We start from the raw sequence: 22,625 nt of genomic DNA, 5'->3' as shown, positions 1-22,625 counted from the left end.
AGACACTTCTGAAAAACTGGCAACTGTCAGATCAAGTTTGAACTACTACACATAAATACTGGTGGCTAAAATCAAACCATTAGCACATTCGGCAAGACCTCCTAAGAGTAGAGTATTATTACTAAGCGCTGTAGGGTGTTTGACATATGGAGTAAGTAATAAGCTCAGAGTAAATATAAATAATAAACGTGCATGAACGGGTAATTGGCGTATGGCTTGAATTGGAGTAAATAAGAGTCCTGTACTTAAACGAATAAATACAAAAAATAAGCTGCCTAGCCAGGGTAAGGATAACGTCATGATTTGAGTGCCCCTGGAATATTTATGATAATGGTTTGGGCAAACTCTACAAGAGAATGAAGCATCCATCCACCACAAAGCATGAGCATGAGTACTACAGCTAAAATTTTAGGTACAAAACTTAAACTGGAATCTTGAATTTGAGTAACAACCTGAAGGATTGAAACTAGTAAACCACTGACCAGAGCTGCCAGAATAATTGGGGATGCAATCAGTAAGGCCTGCCAAAGCAGTTGTTTACTTAAATAAATAGCTAAATCATTAGACATCGTCCGTTTTCCATTATTGCTAACTTGCAATCCAGCATGCATTGATTTGTGCATGCTTGCATTTTTTCCATAGATAATATTTATAACTCAAGGCGATGGATTAAACCAGACTTGGATTGGTAAAACAAGTTATTCATGAAAAAATCTAAAGGTTATTACAAATAAGCTCTTAAAATGGAATGTTTTTTTACAGTGATGCATTCAGTTAGGCATAAAATATAAAAAATTAAAAAATTGCTTGACAAAGAAAGGGTTGGTTATTTAGAATGCAAGCCTATTCAGGGGGTTATAGCTCAGCTGGGAGAGCGCTTGCATGGCATGCAAGAGGTCGGCGGTTCGATCCCGCCTAGCTCCACCATCAACATCATTGATGTTGATGGGAAAAACGTCTAAGGTCCCCATCGTCTAGCGGCCTAGGACTCCGCCCTTTCACGGCGGCAACAGGGGTTCGAACCCCCTTGGGGACGCCATTTATGCGTTTTGGAGAAGTTAGCAATAAACTGTAGTAATTTAGATCCAGGTCCCCATCGTCTAGCGGCCTAGGACTCCGCCCTTTCACGGCGGCAACAGGGGTTCGAACCCCCTTGGGGACGCCAGTTTTAAATTTCAAAATCCTTTAATCTCCGTTTTCTGAAGCAACCTCTAAACTAGACCGTTTAGGTCGAACTGTTAAAGGGTTAATTGATTTTCGCATACGTTGTTGGAGCACAGTTTATGTTGCAATATCAACGATTATAACCGTTCAAAAATCGTCCGTGTATTAAATCCAAACAAACGCTCATGCATTCTATAGGCATATTCATCCGTCATATTTGCTAAATAATCACAAACAATACGATAAGCCGTTATTTCATCGCTTGCTTGCTTAAATAAAATACGATTCTTATTATCCAGTAGACTACCAGGATTGGAACTAATCGCATCAAAAAGTCTTAATACTACAGTCTGCCCTCCATACTCAAAAGTTCGTGCTTCTTGAGAATCAATTACATGGACAAAAATGCAGTGCATTAGATAGTTTAGTAACGCTTCTGCTTCGGGAAGTAATGCAAGATTATATTTTAATAAATTATTCTCAAATGTTGCATTAGTCACCACGATGTGAGTAGATGTAATAAAATAATTCACCATTTCACCAATGGTTTGTTTTCTTAAATACAAATCATTGGAAAAAAGCGCATTGATAATACGATCTTTATGTTCCGCAAGTTGGGTATTATAGATTAATTCTTTAAACTCCGAAGTATCCAAATGTGAAGGATTGATAAGGCGTAAGTGGATGGCGTCTTCTAGATCATGAACGCCATAAGCAATATCATCAGCCGTATTCATAATCGAACAATCAAAACTACGGTAAGCGGATTTTCCAGCCTTTGTCTCATGCGGCTTAATTGACAAGGATTGAAATAACTCACGATCATTAGTGGAAAATGGCTCTAATAACCAATCTACTTCTGGTTGCTCACAATCAAAATAGGCTTTAGGCGGTAACCAATCATGAATTTTAATAGTTTTATGAATCGACTCATGAACAGGAGGTTGAATTGGTGCAATAACTCTAGAGCGTTTTACTGGATATTTTAAGATCCCAAGCAGTGCTCTGCGGGTTAAATCTAAACCATAAGCACCATAGCTACTCTCTACCTTGGTTAATAACCTCAAGGTTTGACCATTACCTTCAAAGCCACCGTAATTGTGCATCATATAGTTCAGGGCAACCTCACCACCGTGGCCAAAAGGGGGATGCCCAATGTCATGCAGCAAGCAAATGACAGAAATTAAATCATCATTGGGTAGTAATCCAGTGAGCATAGGGTATTGATTTTGATTAATCATCAGATTGCGAACGATACTGCGGCCAATCGAATCGACTTCAAGAGAGTGTGTAAGGCGTGTGCGATGAAAATCGCCTTCATCAGTGCCTAAAATTTGGGTTTTTCTTTGCAGTCTGCGAAAAGCAGGGCAGTGAATCACTCGTGTCCTATCTCGCTCATAGGGATCACGATGATCATGGCTCCCACGTTGATGGGTTTGTCCTGAACGTCGATGTGTCCACATAAAAATTTTGCCCTAAACATAATAAAAACAGTTACTGTAAGCCATACTTAATACTTACACAACATGAAAACTTCAAGTTTTTGAGAATTTTGCAGATAACTGTAACTAAGAAGAGTAATCATTCAGGGGGATGAAAATGAATAATAAGATTAAGTTCGCCATAGTTGGGTTTTGTGCTTTAGAGATGTGTTCCTGCGTTGTTTTAGAAAATGGAACAACTGAAAATTTATATTATCCTACTTATGCTCCCTATGATAGAAGTCAATTTTATACACAAAATTTTTATAATTGGCCTAACTCGAATTATAAATATAATTACAAACAACAAGAAGCTCAAGAAGTAATTGTCCCTGATTCCTATCATGTAGGTGATATGCGCTCACCAGTATCTTTTCATGACCGCGATCAAACTTGGGTAAATAATCAGAAGCCACAAAATTATACGATTCAATTAGCTGATGGCGATAAACCATCCAAAGTTGCCCAAACATTGTATCGTGCGCCACGATCTGATCGTACCGCACAAGTGAAATATCAGCGCGATGGCAAAGATTATTATCGTGGAGTGTATGGTAGTTACAGCGATGCTGCCCAAGCGCAAAAAGCACTGGATTCTTTGCCTGTTGAGATGCGAAGTAATGCGTCTATAAAAAATTGGGGTAGTATCCAGCAGCAATAATCTAAGAGGCTGCGCTCATTAAGACCATGACTCGAGTGATCCCAGGTGTAGGAGTTCGTTCTGCATTAAATTGTTTTACAGTTGTTTGATAATGCTCATTGAGTTTTTCTAGCCAAGCCACAAAAACATTAAATGGCACTGTTTCAAAGGTCAGCTGAATATCCCCAGAGCCCGTTTGTTGTAGTTGATAAGGGTATTTTAGTGTTGAGTCCTCTTTAAGTTGTGTTGCCATAATCGTAAGTAGCTGGCTGTTATCAATAACTTCTTTGGTTTTAGATTTACGATATTGCTGTTTTACTTTTTTCATCCACTGTAAAGTAGCTATTTTTTCAACTAATTGCGTTGATTTTTGTGTTACTCGATGATTTAAAGGTGAGTATAAGAGCACATAATAGCAATAGAGAATAAGACATACCAGCGCGCTAGCTACCATCCATTGTTCGCGTTCATTTAATGAGCTTAAATAATTTTTCATGATAACTCCAAGGTAGCAATCACTTGCTGTTCACGTGTTGATGCTTGGGTTTGTTTGATATTTAACTGCGATTTTCTTAATTCATTTTCTAGCTTTTCCAAATTTGCAAAATCAGCACTGACTAGAGTGATGGATAAAATTTTATTCTGATAATGAAGTTGTTCAATAGTAAATTGCTCACTATTAATTACTTTGGATAGTTGATTCAATAAAAACCAAAAACGGTTTTGCTCTTCACTATTATTGTTTTTTAATAGCTGAGTGATACGAAATTTAGGGCTAATCACTTGCTTGGCGTCAGGAAAAAACTGGCGATAAATAACTGCAATTTGCTTATCGATTTTTGTTGTTTCTTTATTTAAGAAATACAGATTGATTGCATTTACTGTAATTAAAGAAAGAAGCCAAAGACCACCCAATGCCGCGGCGATTTGATAACCTTTTTTAATCCAGTCTGATTTACTTTCATGTTGCATTTCACCCTGGCATAGATTTAGCAATCTGGATTTTAAAATTCGTGTGGTAATCCAAGCATAGGAGCTTTCTTTATTTTGCATTACCTCATGATTAGGTTTTATTTTACTATCAGAAAAGAGTAATGGCTGTTGTGTTATATGATTTTTAAGGTAGGTTTCAGCCAATTCTCCACTTAAAGCTCCTTTAAAATCATTCATATTCACTAGTAAGGTGGATTCGCTAACGCAAAATTCTTCTGGCTCAAGGGCAAGCCAATCTAAAGTGATTGCGGAAAACTCAATTTTTTGGGCGGTCAGTACTTGCATGATGAAGCGAATTCTTTGCTTACTGATTACGACAATTAGGTATTGATTGTTTTGATATCTTGTTTTATCAAAAGCAAAATGCAATTCATTTACTGGCTGTGCCAGTTTCTCTTCTAATGCATAAGGAATTGCCGCTCTTGCTTTACGTTCTGGGAGCCAGGGCAATTCAATATTTAAAATACTGGCATGAGCAGCTGATTCAATAACCAGGGTGTCGCAATCGCTTTGCAATGCTTTTATTTCGGCAAAACTATGTTGTGCCGGTGGGATGCTTACCACACCATCGGTATTCAATTTGAGACAAAAACAGCCCTCATCATTAAGATGCTTGCTGAATAAGACAAGAGTGTCCACTAGACATAAGCTCTATGTTTTTTTGCGTTCATGGCTATCCATTGTTGTTTTAATTGTTGGGATAATAAATACACGACTAGTGCATATTGTGGGCTTGAATTGTAGCGAGTAATCACAAAGAAATTAGGATAAGCAATCCAATATTCATTTCCTTTAGTAGTAACTAATTCCATCAATGCAGCACGAGAAGGATGATTATGCGCTGCAGTCACAGGCTTTATCCCATTAGCAGTGAGCTGAGTATAGTTGTAATTTGCTTTTCTAGGATTAATTTGAAGATTTTTGTAGCGAGAGCCAATGACTTTAGCATACTGAGCAATACCTGCATTGGTTTGCCAGCCATGTGCTTTAAAATAATTAGCGATGCTGGCAATTGAATCGTCGTTATTATTGACTAAGTCTCGTACACCTTTGCGCTCAAAATCGATTGCAAAATTTCTGTAACTGCTTGGCATAAATTGCGGTTGACCAATGGCGCCTGCATAAGAGCCCTTATATTGAGTTGCAGGAACATTATGTTCACGGCAAAGAAGCAAATATTCTTTCAATTCATGCTTAAAATAAGCACCACGCTTAGGATAATCAAAAGCTAGAGTAGCCAAAGCATCAAATACTCTGTTTTCTCCTTGTCGTTCACCATATAAAGTTTCTACCCCCAGGATAGCAACGATAATTTCTGCAGGAACGCCATATTTTTTCTGAGTTTGTTCTAAAGTTTTTCTGTTGGCAGTCCAGTAATCTATACCGCCTTTTAAGCGTGCTGGAGTTAGGAATATATCGCGGTAGACATCCCAGCTTTTCTTTTCGTAAGGTTTTTCCATGGATTCAATGAGTTGAGGTTGAAGTTTTACCTGATTCATCGTTGTGGTTAGTTTTTTTGCATCGAAGTGGTAATTTTTTACCATTGAATTGATGAATAGTTGAACATCTTTACGTTTAGTGAATGCGGTGTCTGCATGCGTTGTAAACGAAATAAGACTAAAAATTAGTGCGGTTAAACCGAATTTGGCTATTCGTTGCATTATACGTCCTACAGTAGATGCGAAAGAAGAAATTTTATTAAAAATGCGTGATATTAGCAAATTTTTGTAATCCCTTTAAGCTTTAGCGTATTTAGGCTAAAATGCGCTATTTGCAAAAAAGGTTGTCTGAAGTTGAGTGATTTAAATCGAATTCGTAATTTTTCGATCATAGCCCATATCGATCATGGTAAATCGACTTTGGCCGATCGGTTTATTCAAATCTGTGGCGGCTTGACGGAGCGTGAAATGAGTGCACAAGTGCTTGATTCCATGGATATTGAGCGTGAGCGTGGCATTACCATCAAAGCACAATGTGTGTCATTAAACTATACTGCCAAAGATGGAAAAACCTATTTGCTCAATTTTATTGATACTCCAGGCCATGTGGATTTCAGCTATGAAGTATCACGCTCCCTCGCAGCATGCGAGGGGGCAATTTTGGTTGTTGATGCAGCGCAAGGGGTAGAGGCACAGACTGTAGCTGTATGTTATACCGCCATTGATCAATCGCTCACAGTATTACCAGTACTGAACAAAATTGATTTGCCCCAGGCAGAACCCGAGCGCGTCATTGCTGAAATTGAAGACATTATTGGTGTTGAGGCTCATGATGCAATTAGAACGAGTGCTAAAAGTGGTCTGGGGGTTGAGGACGTGCTTGAAGCCTTGGTTACTCATATTCCGCCGCCAAAAGGCGATATTGAAGCTCCCTTACAAGCATTGATCATTGATTCATGGTTTGACAGTTACCTTGGCGTTGTTTCTTTAGTACGTATTGTTAATGGCTCTATTCGCAAGGGCGATAAAATGCGAGTGATGTCAACAGGCCGCTCTTATGAGGTGGATCAAGTAGGTATCTTTACTCCCAAACGGACCAAATTAGAAGTCTTGAACGCAGGTGAAGTAGGCTATGTTGTGGCTGGTATTAAAGAAATTCAAGGAGCACCCGTAGGTGATACCCTAACTCTAGAAAAAAGTCCTGCGCTTAATGGATTACCAGGATTCCAGCGCGTAAAGCCGCAGGTTTATGCGGGATTATTTCCCATTAGTGCAGATGATTTTGAAGCATTCCGCGAGGCCCTTGCTAAATTAAGTTTGAATGATGCCTCTTTATTTTATGAACCTGAATCATCTGAAGCATTAGGTTTTGGTTTTCGTTGCGGCTTTTTAGGTATGCTGCATATGGAAATTATCCAAGAGCGTTTAGAGCGTGAATACAATCTTGATTTAATTTCTACTGCGCCGACAGTGGTTTATCAAATCATCACGCAAAAAGGCGAGACTTTATTGATTGATAACCCGTCGCAATTACCCCCAGTAACGCACATTAAAGAAATGTATGAACCTATAGTTCGTGCAAATATCTTAGTACCTCAGGATTATCTAGGGCAAATTATTACTTTATGTGTTGAGCGTCGTGGAGTACAGGTTAGTATGATGTACAGTGGTCGCCAGGTGTCAGTCACTTATGACCTTCCTATGAGTGAAGTAGTTTCCGACTTTTTTGACCGTTTGAAATCAGTAAGCCGTGGTTATGCCTCCTTGGATTATAATTTTTTACGTTTTGATCCAGCCGACTTGGTTAAAATGGATATCTTAATCAATAGCGAACGTGTTGATGCTCTTTCGGTCATTGTACATCGTTCGGTTTCACATAGCCGTGGCAAGGCAATTGCGGAAAAAATGAAAGACTTAATTCCACGACAAATGTTTGATGTTGCAATTCAAGCGGCATTGGGGAGTCATATTATTGCGCGCCAAACTGTTAAGGCATTGCGTAAAAACGTTACGGCAAAATGCTATGGTGGCGATGTGACTCGTAAGCGTAAATTATTAGAAAAACAAAAAGCAGGTAAGAAACGCATGAAGCAAGTTGGTCATGTCGAGATACCTCAAGAAGCATTTATGGCTGTATTCCAGTCGGATAAGAAAAATTAGTAGGATGGGCCTTGGCCCAACAATAAGCAGCAATTAATAAAGAATATTTTATTAAGTTGGGCCAAGGCCCAACCTACAACTTTTTCTACCTTTACTCTATTAGTGGATTATTAGGATTGAGACTTATGAATTTTGCTTTAATACTCGTTATATTATCGTTAGTTAGTGGGATCATTTACTTGCTTGATGTTGTGTTCTGGGCAAAAAAACGTACAGAAGGTCAGCAACCTAATAAAATTATTGAGTATGCACGGTCGTTTTTTCCGGTATTTTTTATTGTTTTAATTTTGCGCTCTTTTCTTATTGAACCCTTCCGAATTCCTTCTGGCTCTCTAGAACCTACTTTATTGGTAGGGGACTTTGTTGCTGTTAATAAATTTGCATATGGTCTTAAATTGCCAGTCTTGGAAAAAAAGGTAGTGTCAATTGCTGATCCTAAAACGGCGGAAGTCGCTGTTTTTCGTTGGCCGCCTGATCCAAGTTATGATTATATTAAACGAGTGATTGGCGTACCAGGAGATCATATCAGTTATCATAATAAGCTCTTGACCATCAATGGTAAGGTAGTACCACAAACTTTTGTTGAATACACTACAGATGAAAGTTCTGGAAAACCAGTTTCTAAATATAAAGAAAACCTAAATGGTGTAGAGCACGATATTTTTATTAGAACTGACATGCCTGCCGTAGATTTTGATATTGTAGTTCCTGAAGGGAATTACTTTATGATGGGTGACAACCGTGATGACAGTGCTGACAGTCGTTTTTGGGGATTTGTTCCAGAATCCTATTTTAGAGGAAAGGCTTTTATAGTATGGATGAGCTGGAATAATAAAACAGATAATATACGATGGTCTAAAATAGGTAAGATGATCCATTAGAAGTCGTAGGTCGGGCCAAGGCCCGACCTACGATAGATGATTTAACGTTAATGTAAGGGGTGATAGTTCACAGTGAAAATTGATTTAGAACGATTGTGTAGACGTATCAATTACCAATTTAAAGAACGCTCTTATTTAAAGCAAGCCTTAACTCATTGCAGTATGGGCAGTGACAATTATGAGCGATTTGAATTTTTGGGTGACTCCATTTTAAGTTTTGTTATTGCTAATGAATTATTTCATCGTTTTCCTTTGCAAAGTGAAGGGCATCTTAGCCGGTTACGTTCATTTTTAGTTCGTGGCGATATGTTGGTGGAAATTGCTAAAGAAATTAATTTAGGTGATTTTCTTTATTTAGGTCAGGGTGAACTAAAAAGTGGTGGCTTTCGTCGTGCATCTATTCTTTCGGATGCTTTAGAAGCGGTTTTTGCTGCAGTGTTTTTTGATGGTGGTATTAATGCTGCAAAAGAAGTTATTTTACAACTGTATCGTTCTCGACTCGATGATCCTAATTTAAATGACTGTTTAAAAGATTCTAAAACACGACTCCAGGAATATCTTCAAGCGAAGAAAATGGCACTTCCAGAATATGCTTTGTTCAAAGTTGAAGGTGATGAGCATGAGCAAATGTTTTATGTGACTTGTACCGTTGCTGCTTCAGAGCTGGTGACTCACGGTGAAGGCTCCAATAGACGTAAGGCTGAACAGTTAGCAGCACAAAATATGCTGGAGCAATTACGAACTTCAGATAAAAAAAAGACACATTGATTATTTCTTTCGAATTAAATCGGGAAAACGATATGCTAAAACCGTTAAACGATTTTCATTTCATTGATGTACATTATCATGCTACTCCTGATTTATTTAATCGCAGATATTCTGCGATCGAAGCAGGGCGTATTTATCAAAAATATCAGGGAGCAGTGGTTTTAAAAAGCCATTTAGGTTCTACAGCAGTACAGGCTACTTTAGCGCAAGCAGAAGGTTATCCAGTATTGCCTTCATTGGTACTTAATGATATTGCAGGCGGTTTTGACTATCGGGTGATTGTGCGTGCCTTACTTGAGTATAAACCTTTAATTGAAGGGCGTATGCTGGTATTTTTACCAACAATTACAGGTAGAACCCATAAGTCCAGATTGAAGCGAAAACTAAGTTGCGAACAATATGCTGCAATAAGTCAAAGGCCTCTTACGGTTTTTAATGAGCGAAACCAATTAAAATCTGAAGTCATTGAGTTGCTCCGAGTCGCAGCTAATGAACCGATTGTATTTTCTACAGGGCATGCTTCAAAAGAAGAAACCTATGCCTTAATTGATGAAGTGTGCAAACACAATCATTGTAAATTAATGTTAAATCAACCAGCCAATCCCCTAACAGGTTTAGATGCACATGCCTTATTAGAAATTTCCTCTATTCCAAATGTGTTTATTGAGCAAACGGTACTGACTTATTTATTAGCTTATCAAAGTGAAGAGGATTTCAAAGAGGTTTTAACTACTGTACCTCAAGTCATTTACAGTTCAGATCTTGGACAGCCAAATCAAATGGATATCGAGGGTTTTCTTAAGCAAAGCCGAGCATATTTTAAATTGTTTCAATTAACTAAAGAACGCGAAGAGCTGATACGAAAGCAAAATCCCATTAAGATGCTTGGTGTTTAGCTCTAAAGTTAATGTAATTTCCTGATTAAGCCATTCCTTCTAAAGTACTACTAACTTCTAGCCATTCCTCCTCAGCTAGTTGCAGTGAAGAATGAGTTTGATCGCGTTTTTGTATTAATTGATTAAGTTTATTTTGTTGGGAAGTGTCTTCATAAAGGTTTGAGTCGCCGAGTTGTATGTCCAGTTTTTCAATGTCATTGTGAAATTGATTTATCATTTGCTCTAATTTTTTCAAGCGATTTTGCAATACTTTTTTTTCTTTATAATCAATAGTAGAAGTACTTGGGGTTGCACTTCCTTTAACTGTATCTTTAGCTTGCAACCAATTGTGGTAATCGTCTAAATCACCATTAAAGGTTTGAACTTTCCTTTGATAAACCAGGTAAAAATTATCTACAGCCATTTTCAACAAATGGCGGTCGTGAGAAATAAGAATCAAAGCCCCTTCATAGCTTTGCAATGCCAGTTCAATGGCAGAACGCATGCCTAAGTCCAAATGGTTGGTTGGCTCATCCAAGAGCAATAAATTGGGCTTTTGCCAGACTAATTTAGCTAAAGCCAATCTTGCCTTTTCTCCACCAGAAAAATGCCGAATAGATTGTACCGCCATATCTCCAGCAAAATTAAATCCACCTAAAAAGTCACGAATATTTTGTTCTCTCGCCTCAGGTGATAAAGCTTGTATGGTTTCTACAGGACTTAATTCATTATCTAATTGTTCCAATTGATGTTGTGCATAATAACCAACCTGCAAATGTACTGAGCGGTGAATAGTACCGTTTAATACTGGAAGAGAACCCGTTAAGGTTTTTATTAAAGTCGATTTTCCTTCTCCATTAGGGCCTAATAAAGCCATTCGATCGCCTGGGTTTAGTGAAAGATTAATTTGTTTGAGTATCGGTTCTTGACTCTCATATCCTGCATCAACCTGGTTGCATTGAAGTAGCGGATTTCCTGCACGAGGACAGGGGTAAAATTCGAAAGAAAAAGGAGAGTCTGCCTGAGCTGCGGCGATAATTTCCATGCGTTCAATTGCCTTTAAGCGTCCTTGAGCCTGTTTTGCTTTAGTTGCTTTCGCTTTAAAGCGATTTACAAAGCTCATCATATGCTCTATTTTTGTCTGTTGCTTTTCATACATGGCTTGTTGTAACGCTAATTGTTGCATGTGAGTTTTTTCAAAAGTACTGTAATTACCGCTATAAAGATTTAGGTTTTGTTGTTCAATATGTAAAATATGAGTCACAAAGGCATCTAAAAACTCTCGATCATGAGAAATTAAAATAATCGTGCAAGGGCTTTGTTTTAAAAAACGCTCTAGCCAGAAAATTGCCTCCATATCTAAATGGTTAGTAGGCTCGTCTAACAACAATAAATCAGCTGGTTTCATCAAACAGCGTGCCAAGCTTAAACGCATGCGCCAGCCGCCTGAAAAACTATTGACTGAAGCATTTTGCTCTGTTGCGCTAAATCCTAAACCAGACATAATCGTTGCTGCTTGAGCTGGCTTGCTGTAACCGCCGGTTTGTGTCAACTCTTCATGGCAATGTACTACGTCTGCGTGATTTGCACTGTGCTCAGCCTGCTTAAGGCGTTCTAATAACTTGCCATACTCTTCATCACCCGCTAAGACAAAATCCAGTGCTTTTTCATCACTGTCAGGTAATTGCTGTGATAAATGGCTAGTTCTTAAATTGGGATTAATTAAATATTCACCAGTATCAGCAATCAGTTTTCCCAGAAGAAAATCAAAAAAAGTCGATTTCCCACAACCATTATGGCCAATAAGACCAATTTTTTGTTTTTCGTACAGCGTCACGCTTGTGTTTTCAAGTAAAACTTTAGTGCCGCGTGATAAGGTAATTTGACGCAGAGTTAACATATTGATGCAGTAGTCACAAATATAAAGAGCCAAATTCTAACAGAACACACAACCTACGTATATCTGGCTATTTGGGACGCATCTTACAGCATAGAATGGGTATATATTTAGCATCAGAGTGTGCATTAGATAATTAATAACTCGATCCCATCAATACCAGAGCGGAATGGACATTTGTAACTTAATAATTTAACACTAATTTTTGACACATGTACTGTGATTTATGCCTTTCTCTCTTCCATATGAAAAAAAATATACACTATGTTATAATGAAAAACTAAGTTAATTGAAACATGTTATAAAAATCAACAAGGCTTCATTATGATAGATGTTATTGAATTAGTGACTACTCTTAAAAAAGATTATGATAATCTTCCAAAATATAAAAAATTCTTTTTTCCAAGAAATTTAAAGTCCATTTTGGATGGCTACAATAATCCAAACCCTTCTCTTGAGAGTGTTTGGCCTATTTATAATGTTTTTTTAAACCAAACCTCGAGCTTTCAAAGAGTAATGGGTTGGTTTTTTCCCTGTCTTAAGCCCTTATTTTCTTTTGCCAATTTAACAAAACCTGTATTAACTACTAAAAAAGCGCAGACAAATTTTATGTTTTTAGCCACTTACGGCGCCTCTGAGCAGCTTGTTCAGGCTCTTGAGCTTTTTAATCAGGAGTTTCTATTTGATGAATTACCAGTAGATAATTTGGCAGCATGTGTTCAGACTATAGCGAAACACAAAAATCCAAGATCGGCTGCATGTTGCCTTGCCTTTCTTTATTACTATAATTTATTAACTGGGGAGGCAACTCAGGCTGTTCTTGATAGTGTAATAGCACATCAAGATCCGAATTCTCTTAGTGACGCTATAATTGGCTTTGCATGGAGCTATATTAAGAGCCAGACTAATTTTGTTATGCTCGCCACTCATTCGGGTGTTTTGTTTCATAAAGCAACAGAAAGCTTCTGGGATAAGCTTTCATTCTCTTCTATGAAGCAAAAGCACTTTAATCGAGTTATTCAAATTTCCGATCAACACAAAACAGATCCTATTGCGGCAGGAAAAGCTTTAGAGGAATATCTTGCTGGTGAAGGTGAAGAGATTACCCGTGAATCCCTTGAGAAAAGAGATTTGGACGCACAACGAAAATTATTGGCAGTAAAGCTTCCTATTAGATCTACAGACAGCATGAGTACTCACCAATCTTCTATGGCTACATCGTCCATTGTTGACATACCGCAAAGTTTTTTTGCGACAACTAATCCTTCTCCAGAACGAGGAAAAGATCCCTCAGATATAATTACAATTAGTGTAGATTCCTCTTACTTCCAATCTTCATTATAGAGATGAAAAAAATTTACATCGTTGTATAATGAAACAGTAAATCAATTGGAAACATGCTATAAAAAATCAAACATACAGGCTTAATATGACAAATGTTATTGAATTAGTGACTACTCTTAAAAAAGATTATGATAATCTTCCAAAGTATAAAAAATTCTTTTTTCCACGAAATTTGAAGTTTATTTTGGATAGCTATAATAATTCAAATCCTTCTCTTGAGAGTGTTTGGCCTATTTATAATGTTTTTTTAAATCAAACCTCGAGTTTTCAAAGAATAATGGGTTGGTTTTTTACCTGTCTTAAACCCGTATTTTCTTTTGCCAATTTAACAAAGCCTGTATTAACTACTAAAACAGCGCAGACAAATTTTATGTTTTTAGCCACTCACGGCACCTCTGAGCAACTTGTTCAGGCTCTTGAGCTTTTTAATCACAGGTTTAAGAAGTTTATATCTAAGAAACCATTGATAGGTACTTTAATGGAAATATGTGTTCAGACTATAGCAAAACACAAAAATCCAAAATCGGCTGCGGGTTGTCTTGCCAATCTTTATGACTGGGGTTTATTGACTGGAGCGGAAACTCAAGCTGTTCTTGATAGTGTAATAGCACATCAAGATCCGAATTCTCTTAGTCTAGCTATAATTAAGCTTGGATTGAGTGATATTAGGACACAGGCTAATTTTGTTATGCTTGCCACTCATTCGAGTGTTTTGTTTCATGAAGCAACCAAAAGTTTTTGGGATAAGCTTTCATTCCCTTCTATGAAGCAAAAGCACTTTAATCGGATTATTCAAATTTCCGAACAACACAAAACAGATCCTATTGCCGCAGGAAAAGCTTTAGAGGAATATCTTGCTGGTGAGGGTGAAAAGCTTACCCGTGAATCCCTTGAGAAAAGACGTTTGGAAGCAGAACGAAGATTACTGGCACTAGAGCTTCCCGCCAAGTCTCCCGATAAACTAACCGACAGCGTGAATACCCATCAATCTCCTGGGGTTACCCAGCCCATTGTTGGCATACTACAATCTTTCTTTGGAACACCTAATCCTCCTCCTCTCCAGGGTGAAAAAGATACCTCAGATCCAATTGTCTATTCTTCCTCTCTTCCCACACCTGGGCAGTGAAAAATAGGGGCGTTGCCTATTTCTATTCAAATTCCAATGGCTCTATAATTTTCTTTTTAGCAGATTGATAACGCTCCTGTTTCTCAATATCGATATAACGATCGGTTGTGGCACTTGAACTATGACCTGCATCATCACGAACATGTTCTCTTGGGCGAATCTTAACGTCTTCGGAGATTCCAGTGTGACGAAGCCAATGAACGGTAGCGGTTGCTAAATTATCTGCTTCCTCCACATGTCCATTGCGTCGAAGCTCATCTCCGGCTAAATCGAAGCAATGTTGGATAATACGACGAACAGGGGCTGTATCACTTAAAGGCCCATTACCACGAATTTTAGGAAGTAATGGCGAATTATCTGCAGGAGAGGGCAAGGGGGGCAAGCCAAGAAAGCTTCGCCAGCGCATTAAACTCTCTAACATTGCTTCACTAACTGCGATTTGTCGTTCTTTATTCCCTTTACCTACCGTTGTAAACCACCAATGCCCATTACTGTCTTTGGCGAAATCATTCATACTGGGCGTCCAGCGCTGGCTGGCTACAAGTTCAGAAATACGTAAGTACATGCCAAAAAGCATACTGAGCATAAAACGGGTGCGCTCATGCTTTTCTGGCGATTCTGTTGCAAGTGATTCTGCGGCATTCAGTACGGCATTCCATTGCAGCATACTGAGACGGCGGATAGGGGTATTTTGTTGTCGCTTTCTAATGAATTTACTCTTTTGACGAATTAACGCCACAGGGTTGGAGACTAAATATTCCTCTGCAATTAAAAAGTTAAATAGCGTACTTAAAATAGCAAATATTTCCTGGGTTGTTCCTTGGGATAAACTAAACTGGTCTATTTCAGGTTTATGCCCATTTTTAATCGCTGCTTTACTTATGGTGACTACAAATGGATGCCACTCTTCATTAGGGATACGTTTTCCTTTTTTTTCTATGAAACGCGGTACCTTTTTAGTACTGATCCAGGATTTGGGCGGGTTTTGGCAAAAACGAATATATTGTTCAATATCATCACGCTTTAATGTATCAATAGTTGTGTTTTTAATGTGCCAAGACCATTGCAGTAAGCGTTCTGCCTCGCGTCGGTAACTATTAAATGTTCCCAGACTTCCTGTGTAATTTTTTAAAAAATTTAAGGTATAAAGAAAATCATTACGAAATTGTTCATTAGGCACAACAACATATTCATGATTTTTATGTAGATGATTTAAGTTATCAAACAAAGGCAAGAGTTTGCATTTCATAATTTTTATAAATAAGAAACAATAATTAATCAATCCTAGCTGAAAAAAAGAGTAAATAGAACAGGGTGATTTTACCAAAGTATAATAATAAAACAAATAAATCAAATAATAAAGAAGTAGGTTGGTCTTTCGCCTAACCTACGTTACTTATCTAGCATAAGTTTCGTTTTCTTATCTAGTCCTGCATGAGCATACAAGCAAAAATCATGTCTTTGCTGGTGTGCTTTACGTAAATTCAAGAAGGTAGTTACTTTATCCTGGGCTGTTTTCAACACTAAGGTTTCTTTAAGTGGATTGTAAATAGATAAGACATTCTCTTGCCAAGTTCTTTGCGGATCTAAATGAATTAGATTGCTCTTGGGCTTAGCAAACACAGGACAAGGCAGGCCGACAAGTTGATGTAAGATTTTGCTGACCATAGCAACTGCAATATATTTTGCTTCCAGGCTGTGACCAGCAATATGAGGTGTGCATAAAATAGCTGTATCAATGATTTCTTGTTTGACTTTCGGTTCATTAAGATAAACATCCGTACAATAATTTAATGAGGCTGAAGTATTAATGAGCGCCTCTTCATCAATAATTCCACCACGAGCCGCATTAATAATAACACAACCAGGCTTAAGCTTGGTTAGGAACTTTTTCCCAATTAAATTGCGCGTTGCATAGGGTTTTTGGTCATGCAATTCTGCATGAATGCATAAAAGATCCACTTGATGTAAATCTTCTAATTGACAGCTAGAAAAAGAACCAGATTTGCACAAGGCTTTAGGTGGATCATAAATGGATAATGTAAAACCTGCTGCCTTTAATCGTTGTGCTACTTGAGTACCAACATGGCCAAAACCAATTATTCCCGCTCTATTTCCTGGAACAAAATTATTCAGTTGTAAATAAGCTAAACAAGAAACAACATAATCCGCAACAGCACGCGCATTACACCCCTTAGCATTAATTACTTGAATATTTTCTGTTGCTAACCATTTACAATCTAAATGGTCAGTACCACTGGTTGCGGTAATGACATACTGTAGAGAATGATTTTTTAATAGGTCTTTATTTACTTTTAAAGTAGCGCGACAGAGAAGAATCTCTTGTCCTGGAAGTAAATGTATCATCTCATCAAGCTGATGATAGTAGGTTAACTGAAACGGTGCAGGAAAGGCTTGTGCCAATCCTGGTAGTGATGCGTCAGCAAGAATATTCATAACTGAAACAATGAAACTAAACCCATGAATCCCAAATTAATTAAAGGAGTGAGTATATAATTTAAAACTCCAGTAAGCATTAAGAGAATCAAGATATAAAACCCATAGGGCTCGATACGCTCATAAATCATAGCTTTTCTTGGGGGTAAGAGACTACTAACTACTCGGCTGCCATCTAATGGTGGAATAGGAAGTAAATTTAATGCAGCGAGTACTAAATTAATTAACATTCCCGCACGGGCAGTAACTAAAAGAAATAATGCTGCCATAGACGATTCTGGATGTGCAAAAGTAGCTATTTTAAAGCATAAAGCCCAAAGAATTGCCATGATAATATTCGCTATGGGGCCTGCAAGAGTAACTAAAATCATATCACGTCGTGGATGACGAAGTTGATTCCAATTAATGGGTACAGGTTTCGCATAACCAATTACAAAATTAAAATGAGTTAATACGCCAATCAATAGAGGGATAACAATCGTACCTATTGGATCAATATGACGAATAGGATTTAAACTTAAACGTCCAAACATTTTGGCGGTTGTATCACCACAAAGAAAAGCAACATAACCATGAGCTACTTCATGTAAGGTAATACTCAGCAGTACTGGCAGAACCCAAATGCATATTTGTTGGATTAAAGTAAATTCTGGCATTAAAAAAGCACTTAATCGATAAATGTATGTTGATTTTAGCGAATAGTGACTTGTAATAACAAGTCATTAAAGCGTTTAATAAAAGTATTTTGTAGAAACCAGCGGATTGATAAAAAAGAGGTGATAAGGAATGTCTTTACTTAATACAATTTTGGGAAAGCCTTTGGCCTTAAGAGCAACAAAAAAACAAGAGCTTTCAGTGATGACTGGAGTACCAGCATTAGGCTTGGATGCTCTGGCGTCTACAGCATACGGTCCCGAAGCGGCCCTAACCATTTTATTACCACTTGGAGTAGCGGGGTTAAGCTATGCATTTCCTATCGCTATTATGGTAGTAATTGTTTTGATGTCTCTTTATTTTTCTTACCGACAAACAGCTGCTGCTTATCCTGATGGAGGCGGAGCGTATATTGTTGCCAGTGATAATCTGGGACAAAAATACGGTTTGTGGGCAGCAATTTCTCTGATACTGGATTATTTGTTGAATGTTGCAGTAGGTATATCTGCTGGAGTGGGTGCTATTGTCTCAGCCATGCCTGCACTGCAAAGCCATACTTTAATGTTGTGTTTGCTTGTTTTGTTTATGTTAACCCTGGTGAATTTACGTGGTATTCGTGAATCAGGAGTGGTTTTTATTATTCCAACGGTTATTTTCATATTATGTATAGCAATTGCACTTTTAATTGGTGTGGTAAAAGTTTTGCTTAGTAGCGGTCATCCACAATCTGTAGTCTCACCTCCTGTTTTACCTGCTGCTCAAGAAAGTATGGGCATTTGGTTATTTTTAGCTGCTTTTGCCAATGGTTTAACGGCAATGACTGGGGTTGAAGCAGTCAGTAATGCTGTGCCTATCTTCCGTCATCCTCGTGTTCCTAATGCGCAAATGACATTGACCATTATTGTAGGTACTTTAGCGATCTTTTTATTATTAATTGGGTATCTATGCCCAGCTTATCATATTGCTGCTATGGATGAGATGCAGCCAGGTTATCAAACCATCTTATCGCAACTTGTTGCTGCAGTGACAGGAAAAGGGATTTTTTATTATATTTCCATTGCCAGTATTTTCATTATTCTTGCTTATTCAGCACAAACGAGCTTTGCTGATTTTCCACGCGTTTGTCGTTTACTTGCCGAGGATAATTATCTACCGCATTTTTTTGCAGAGCGCGGTAGGCGATTAGTTTATTCTATAGGGATTATTCTGTTAGCACTATTTTCTGCAACATTATTGGTCGTGTTTAAAGGGATTACCAGTAAGTTAATTCCCTTATTCGCTGTAGGTGCTTTTAGTGCTTTTCTTCTTTCCCAAACAGGGATGATTGTGCATTGGTGGCGGCGTAAAAATGAGCAGGGGGCTCATATAAAGTTGATGATGAATGCCATAGGTGCAGCGGTTACTGCTATTGCTTTAGTCATTATTATTGTCACTAAATTTGTGGAAGGAGCATGGATTATTGTATTAATCGCACCGAGCTTGGCATTATTAATGAGCCGTATTCGTCGTCATTATTTAATTGTTGCTAACGAAGTGGAAGTGCCATTCAAATTATTATATCCACCTAAATTAAAATCTCCAGTAGTAGTTATTCCCATTCATGGCTTAGATCGTATCGCGGAAAAGGCATTACAATTTGGCATGTTGCTCTCAGAAGAAATCAGGGTAATTTATATTGATACAGGTACAGCAGATGTGGAGCGATTACAAAAACTCTGGAAAGATAGGATTGAAGCGCCAGCTAAAAAGGCAAAGGCAGCGATACCGCAATTGGAAATTATTAAGTCACCTTATCGGCGAATTTATAGGCCAGTGCTGAAATACATCAGAAAAGTCAAAAAAGAAAGGACAGATCGTTTGATTGCGCTTATTATACCCGAATTGATCGAACCGCGATGGTATGAGTATTTATTGCATAATGTTCATGCAGCGGGACTACGTACCTTAATTTTTTTTGAGCGAGACGAACGTACCATAGTGATTACCATACCCTGGTATTTGCGTGAGACTAATCTTAAATGCTCTTCGGTTATTAAGGAGGATACGGAACTTTTTTGAGAAGTACAAAAAACTGTGATAAACACTGAATTAATAAATAAAGGAAATATGTTGATGACGCAATTTGAAAAGATAGTATATTTTATGAAAAAACCATGGGTAATTGGTCTTTATGCAATTTTAGTAGTTTTTACCTATATTTTTATTGATAAAACAGTAGCGGCTTATTTTTATCAATTGGATTTGCGTACGGACGTTGCTGCATTAAATGTTTTAACTGTTTTTGGCAAATGGATAGCCTATGTTGTTCTATTTGTGGCTTCTGGATTATATTTTCGTTACATACAGGTGAATCCGCTCTATGAAGGGCGTTCCTGGTTTTTATTAGGATGTATTTTAGTTGCTAACCTGGTTTGCCTTGTGCTAAAGATTGTTTTTGGTCGTGCCCGTCCAGAGTTATTGTTTATAAGTAATGAGTTTGGTTTTTATTGGTTTAAACTAAAAAGTGATTTTTGGTCATTTCCTTCAGGTCATACAATTACTGTAGTAAGTTTGGCAGCAGGTCTGGGAGTATTATTTTCGCGATATTTTTATGCCATTTTTACAGTTGCTCTTCTTATCGCATCGTCACGAATACTGCTTTATTATCATTATGTAAGTGATGTGATGACTGGTTTTTATGTGAGCGTATTGGCAGTGGGCTTTTTTATTCAGTACCTTAGAAAAAATAAATGCTTTGATAAAAAAGGTTGTGTTGTTTCATAGCCTTAAATAGTTATCATTACAGATATTGCAGAACGTTTTCTTAAGTATTTACAACAAGCGTCAGATTTTATGTCGAAAGAGGAGTCAGATAGTATAATAATAGATAGCATATCAAGCAATCAATCGCCAACTGCATTGATTTGAGGTGTCATCTACTTGAATTAAGTCCCAAATCTCTGGCAAGATGCTTTTGTTTTGGTTATCCCGTGAGGAAGTATGAAAATTCTCGTTGCAGTGAAGCTTGTAATTGATCCTTATGTAAAAATTAGGATCAAGTCGGATAATACCGGAATTGAAACAAAGAATATTAAAATGTCCATGAATCCTTTTGACGAAATCGCTGTTGAAGAAGCATTGCGATTACGTGAAAAAAATTGGGCTACCGAAGTAGTTGTAGTTAGCATAGGAGCTGATAATGCTCAAGAAACCTTACGTCATGCTTTAGCTTTAGGTGCTGATAGAGCCATTCTTGTCCGAACCAGCGATTCTTTAGAAAGTCTTAATGTTGCTAAAGTATTAAAAAAGATTGTTGATGACGAAAAACCCTCATTAGTTTTAATGGGGAAGCAGTCAATTGATGGTGATAATAATCAAACACCACAAATGCTTGCTACTTTACTTAATTGGCCACAAGCTACATATGCCTCAAAAATAGATGTTACAGCAGAATATCTTGAGGTGACTCGTGAAATTGATGGGGGTTTAGAAACTTTAAAAGTGCAATTACCTGCAGTGGTAAGTACTGACTTGCGTTTAAATGAACCCCGATATGCAAGTCTTCCCAATATTATGAAAGCAAAACGCAAAGACTTAGTCATTATTGATTTAGAAAATATGGGATTATTGCTGAAAAAACATATTGAAATTCTAAACACAAGAGCACCTACTGTTCGTAGCGCAGGGATCAAAGTGAAATCAGTGCTCGAATTATTATATAAATTACAGCATGAAGCCAAAGTGCTTTCATAAGGAGACACACATGAGCACTTTAGTACTTGTTGAACATAATAATCAAACCATGCACCCAGCAACACGCCATGTTTTAGCAGCAGCAATACAATTAGAGCAGCCCATTACTTTGCTTGTTGTTGGCCATCAATGCAGAGCAGTTGCTGATGAGGTAGCTGTACTTTCTGGTGTAGATCACGTTTTATATGCCGATAAACCTTGTTATGAAAATCCAGTCGCAGAGCAAATGAGTGATTTAGTGCTTTCTGTTGCTAAATCATTTAATGCATTGCTTGTTGCTTCGAGTACTTTTGGCAAAAATTTAATGCCACGTGTAGCCGCTTTGTTGGATGTTGCCCAAATTTCTGATGTTAGCAAAGTTATTGATAGTAATACTTTTGAGCATCCAATTTATGCTGGCAATGCGATTGAAACGGTTCGTTCTTTGGATCCAATTAAAGTAATAACTGTTAGAACGACTGCCTTTGATGCAGTCACTTTAACACAGGCTGCTTGTGTTATTGAATCATTGGATAAAGAATTTACGGCCAAAGCAACGCATTTTGTAAAACATGAGCTGAGTAAATCAGAGCGCCCTGACTTAGGCAATGCCAAAATTGTAGTTTCTGGTGGGCGCGGCTTGCAAAGTGCAGAGAAATTTAAATTAATTGAAGAGCTGGCAGATGTTCTTGGTGCTGCAGTAGGAGCTTCGCGTGCAGCGGTTGATGCAGGATTTGTGTCCAATGATTATCAAGTAGGTCAAACTGGAAAAGTTGTTGCACCTACGCTATATATTGCGGTAGGTATTTCAGGAGCAATACAGCATTTGGCTGGGATGAAAGACTCCAAAGTCATCGTTGCTATTAATAAAGATGAAGATGCTCCTATTTTTCAAATTGCTGATTATGGATTAGTTGGCGATTTGTTTGAAATTGTACCACAATTGATAGAGCAATTAAAAAACAGATAGTATTCCAGCGAATTATTTCTCGGCGAAGAGAGATAATTGTTGATCGTTATACAAACGTTATAGGG

21 protein-coding genes and 3 tRNA genes are annotated in these 22,625 nt (G+C 37.8%); 14 read left to right on the top strand and 10 right to left on the bottom strand.

The window, feature by feature from the left end; translation table 11 throughout:
* Positions 1-45 precede the first annotated feature (45 nt).
* On the bottom strand, positions 46-300 hold the full coding sequence (locus QM652_RS02400; protein WP_415072552.1) for a hypothetical protein: 255 nt from the start codon (positions 298-300) through the stop codon (positions 46-48).
* The gene (gene fliQ / locus QM652_RS02395) at positions 297-623 is read right to left on the bottom strand and encodes a flagellar biosynthesis protein FliQ (RefSeq protein ID WP_415072551.1); all 327 of its coding nucleotides are present in this window, start codon (positions 621-623) and stop codon (positions 297-299) included. Before fliQ ends, QM652_RS02400 begins: the two co-directional genes overlap by 4 nt.
* A 228-nt stretch (positions 624-851) precedes the next feature.
* Between fliQ and QM652_RS02390 the strand changes: the two genes are divergently transcribed.
* The 3 genes from QM652_RS02390 to QM652_RS02380 all read left to right on the top strand — a co-directional run bounded on the left by QM652_RS02390 (position 852) and on the right by QM652_RS02380 (position 1,165).
* Positions 852-927: transfer RNA gene (locus QM652_RS02390), tRNA-Ala, on the top strand.
* Between the two features lie 36 nt (positions 928-963).
* A tRNA-Glu gene (locus QM652_RS02385) sits at positions 964-1,039 on the top strand.
* 50 nt (positions 1,040-1,089) lie between these two features.
* Positions 1,090-1,165, top strand: a tRNA-Glu gene (locus QM652_RS02380).
* A 136-nt stretch (positions 1,166-1,301) separates the two neighbouring features.
* Here QM652_RS02380 and QM652_RS02375 read toward each other — a convergent pair.
* Positions 1,302-2,627: an anti-phage deoxyguanosine triphosphatase gene (locus tag QM652_RS02375; RefSeq protein ID WP_415072550.1), complete on the bottom strand. Its 1,326-nt coding sequence runs from the start codon at positions 2,625-2,627 to the stop codon at positions 1,302-1,304.
* Positions 2,628-2,763: 136 nt separating this feature from the next.
* On the opposite strand from QM652_RS02375, the gene QM652_RS02370 reads away from it, so the two are divergent.
* The gene (locus QM652_RS02370; protein WP_415072549.1) at positions 2,764-3,306 is read left to right on the top strand and encodes an SPOR domain-containing protein; all 543 of its coding nucleotides are present in this window, start codon (positions 2,764-2,766) and stop codon (positions 3,304-3,306) included.
* A 1-nt stretch (position 3,307) separates the two neighbouring features.
* Here the strand turns inward: QM652_RS02370 and lspM are convergent, their stop codons facing one another.
* From lspM to mltB, 3 genes are read right to left on the bottom strand one after another with little or no spacing between them, the layout of a single operon-like run.
* Entirely contained in the window at positions 3,308-3,781 is a 474-nt protein-coding gene (gene lspM / locus QM652_RS02365; RefSeq protein ID WP_415072548.1) for a GspM family type II secretion system protein LspM, read from the bottom strand.
* Positions 3,778-4,917, bottom strand: a complete 1,140-nt coding sequence (gene gspL / locus QM652_RS02360) for a type II secretion system protein GspL (protein ID WP_415072547.1) — start codon at positions 4,915-4,917, stop codon at positions 3,778-3,780. The genes lspM and gspL overlap by 4 nt, the downstream gene beginning before the upstream one ends.
* Positions 4,917-5,939: a lytic murein transglycosylase B gene (gene mltB / locus QM652_RS02355; protein ID WP_415072546.1), complete on the bottom strand. Its 1,023-nt coding sequence runs from the start codon at positions 5,937-5,939 to the stop codon at positions 4,917-4,919. The genes gspL and mltB overlap by 1 nt, the downstream gene beginning before the upstream one ends.
* A gap of 108 nt (positions 5,940-6,047) precedes the next feature.
* Between mltB and lepA the strand changes: the two genes are divergently transcribed.
* From lepA to QM652_RS02335, 4 genes are all read left to right on the top strand, one after another.
* Positions 6,048-7,877, top strand: coding sequence for a translation elongation factor 4 (lepA, locus tag QM652_RS02350; RefSeq protein ID WP_415072555.1), 1,830 nt, complete (start codon positions 6,048-6,050; stop codon positions 7,875-7,877).
* Positions 7,878-8,002: 125 nt separating this feature from the next.
* The gene (gene lepB / locus QM652_RS02345) at positions 8,003-8,758 is read left to right on the top strand and encodes a signal peptidase I (protein ID WP_415072545.1); all 756 of its coding nucleotides are present in this window, start codon (positions 8,003-8,005) and stop codon (positions 8,756-8,758) included.
* Positions 8,759-8,830: 72 nt separating this feature from the next.
* The gene (gene rnc, locus QM652_RS02340; protein ID WP_415072544.1) at positions 8,831-9,526 is read left to right on the top strand and encodes a ribonuclease III; all 696 of its coding nucleotides are present in this window, start codon (positions 8,831-8,833) and stop codon (positions 9,524-9,526) included.
* 32 nt (positions 9,527-9,558) lie between these two features.
* On the top strand, positions 9,559-10,422 hold the full coding sequence (locus QM652_RS02335) for a DUF6282 family protein (protein ID WP_415072543.1): 864 nt from the start codon (positions 9,559-9,561) through the stop codon (positions 10,420-10,422).
* A gap of 25 nt (positions 10,423-10,447) precedes the next feature.
* Here QM652_RS02335 and QM652_RS02330 read toward each other — a convergent pair whose 3' ends face one another.
* Positions 10,448-12,301 (bottom strand): ABC-F family ATP-binding cassette domain-containing protein, encoded by a 1,854-nt coding sequence (locus QM652_RS02330; protein ID WP_415072542.1) that lies wholly within the window; start codon positions 12,299-12,301, stop codon positions 10,448-10,450.
* Between the two features lie 321 nt (positions 12,302-12,622).
* Between QM652_RS02330 and QM652_RS02325 the strand changes: the two genes are divergently transcribed.
* Both QM652_RS02325 and QM652_RS02320 read left to right on the top strand, forming a co-directional pair.
* Positions 12,623-13,642, top strand: coding sequence for a hypothetical protein (locus QM652_RS02325; RefSeq protein WP_415072541.1), 1,020 nt, complete (start codon positions 12,623-12,625; stop codon positions 13,640-13,642).
* An 85-nt stretch (positions 13,643-13,727) separates the two neighbouring features.
* Entirely contained in the window at positions 13,728-14,768 is a 1,041-nt protein-coding gene (locus QM652_RS02320; RefSeq protein ID WP_415072540.1) for a hypothetical protein, read from the top strand.
* A 22-nt stretch (positions 14,769-14,790) separates the two neighbouring features.
* Here QM652_RS02320 and QM652_RS02315 read toward each other — a convergent pair whose 3' ends face one another.
* The 3 genes from QM652_RS02315 to QM652_RS02305 form a co-directional block, all read right to left on the bottom strand.
* Positions 14,791-16,017 (bottom strand): tyrosine-type recombinase/integrase, encoded by a 1,227-nt coding sequence (locus QM652_RS02315; RefSeq protein WP_415072539.1) that lies wholly within the window; start codon positions 16,015-16,017, stop codon positions 14,791-14,793.
* A 143-nt stretch (positions 16,018-16,160) separates the two neighbouring features.
* Entirely contained in the window at positions 16,161-17,225 is a 1,065-nt protein-coding gene (locus QM652_RS02310; protein WP_415072538.1) for an NAD(P)-dependent oxidoreductase, read from the bottom strand.
* Positions 17,222-17,881: a site-2 protease family protein gene (locus QM652_RS02305; protein ID WP_415072537.1), complete on the bottom strand. Its 660-nt coding sequence runs from the start codon at positions 17,879-17,881 to the stop codon at positions 17,222-17,224. Before QM652_RS02305 ends, QM652_RS02310 begins: the two co-directional genes overlap by 4 nt.
* 130 nt (positions 17,882-18,011) lie before the next feature.
* Between QM652_RS02305 and QM652_RS02300 the strand changes: the two genes are divergently transcribed.
* The 4 genes from QM652_RS02300 (at position 18,012) to QM652_RS02285 (ending at position 22,560) form a co-directional block, all read left to right on the top strand.
* Positions 18,012-19,937 carry an APC family permease gene (locus tag QM652_RS02300; RefSeq protein ID WP_415072536.1) on the top strand — a complete coding sequence of 642 codons (1,926 nt, stop codon included), beginning with the start codon at positions 18,012-18,014 and terminating at the stop codon, positions 19,935-19,937.
* Between the two features lie 54 nt (positions 19,938-19,991).
* Positions 19,992-20,642, top strand: coding sequence for a phosphatase PAP2 family protein (locus tag QM652_RS02295; protein ID WP_415072535.1), 651 nt, complete (start codon positions 19,992-19,994; stop codon positions 20,640-20,642).
* A 216-nt stretch (positions 20,643-20,858) separates the two neighbouring features.
* Entirely contained in the window at positions 20,859-21,611 is a 753-nt protein-coding gene (locus tag QM652_RS02290; protein ID WP_415072534.1) for an electron transfer flavoprotein subunit beta/FixA family protein, read from the top strand.
* 10 nt (positions 21,612-21,621) lie between these two features.
* Positions 21,622-22,560, top strand: a complete 939-nt coding sequence (locus tag QM652_RS02285; RefSeq protein ID WP_415072533.1) for an electron transfer flavoprotein subunit alpha/FixB family protein — start codon at positions 21,622-21,624, stop codon at positions 22,558-22,560.
* Positions 22,561-22,625: the final 65 nt, after the last annotated feature.

Source organism: Legionella sp. (genome assembly GCF_047605385.1).
Lineage (GTDB): Bacteria > Pseudomonadota > Gammaproteobacteria > Legionellales > Legionellaceae > Legionella.
Note: the sequence above shows the minus strand (reverse complement) of the source record. Positions and strands in the feature narration are given on the sequence as shown.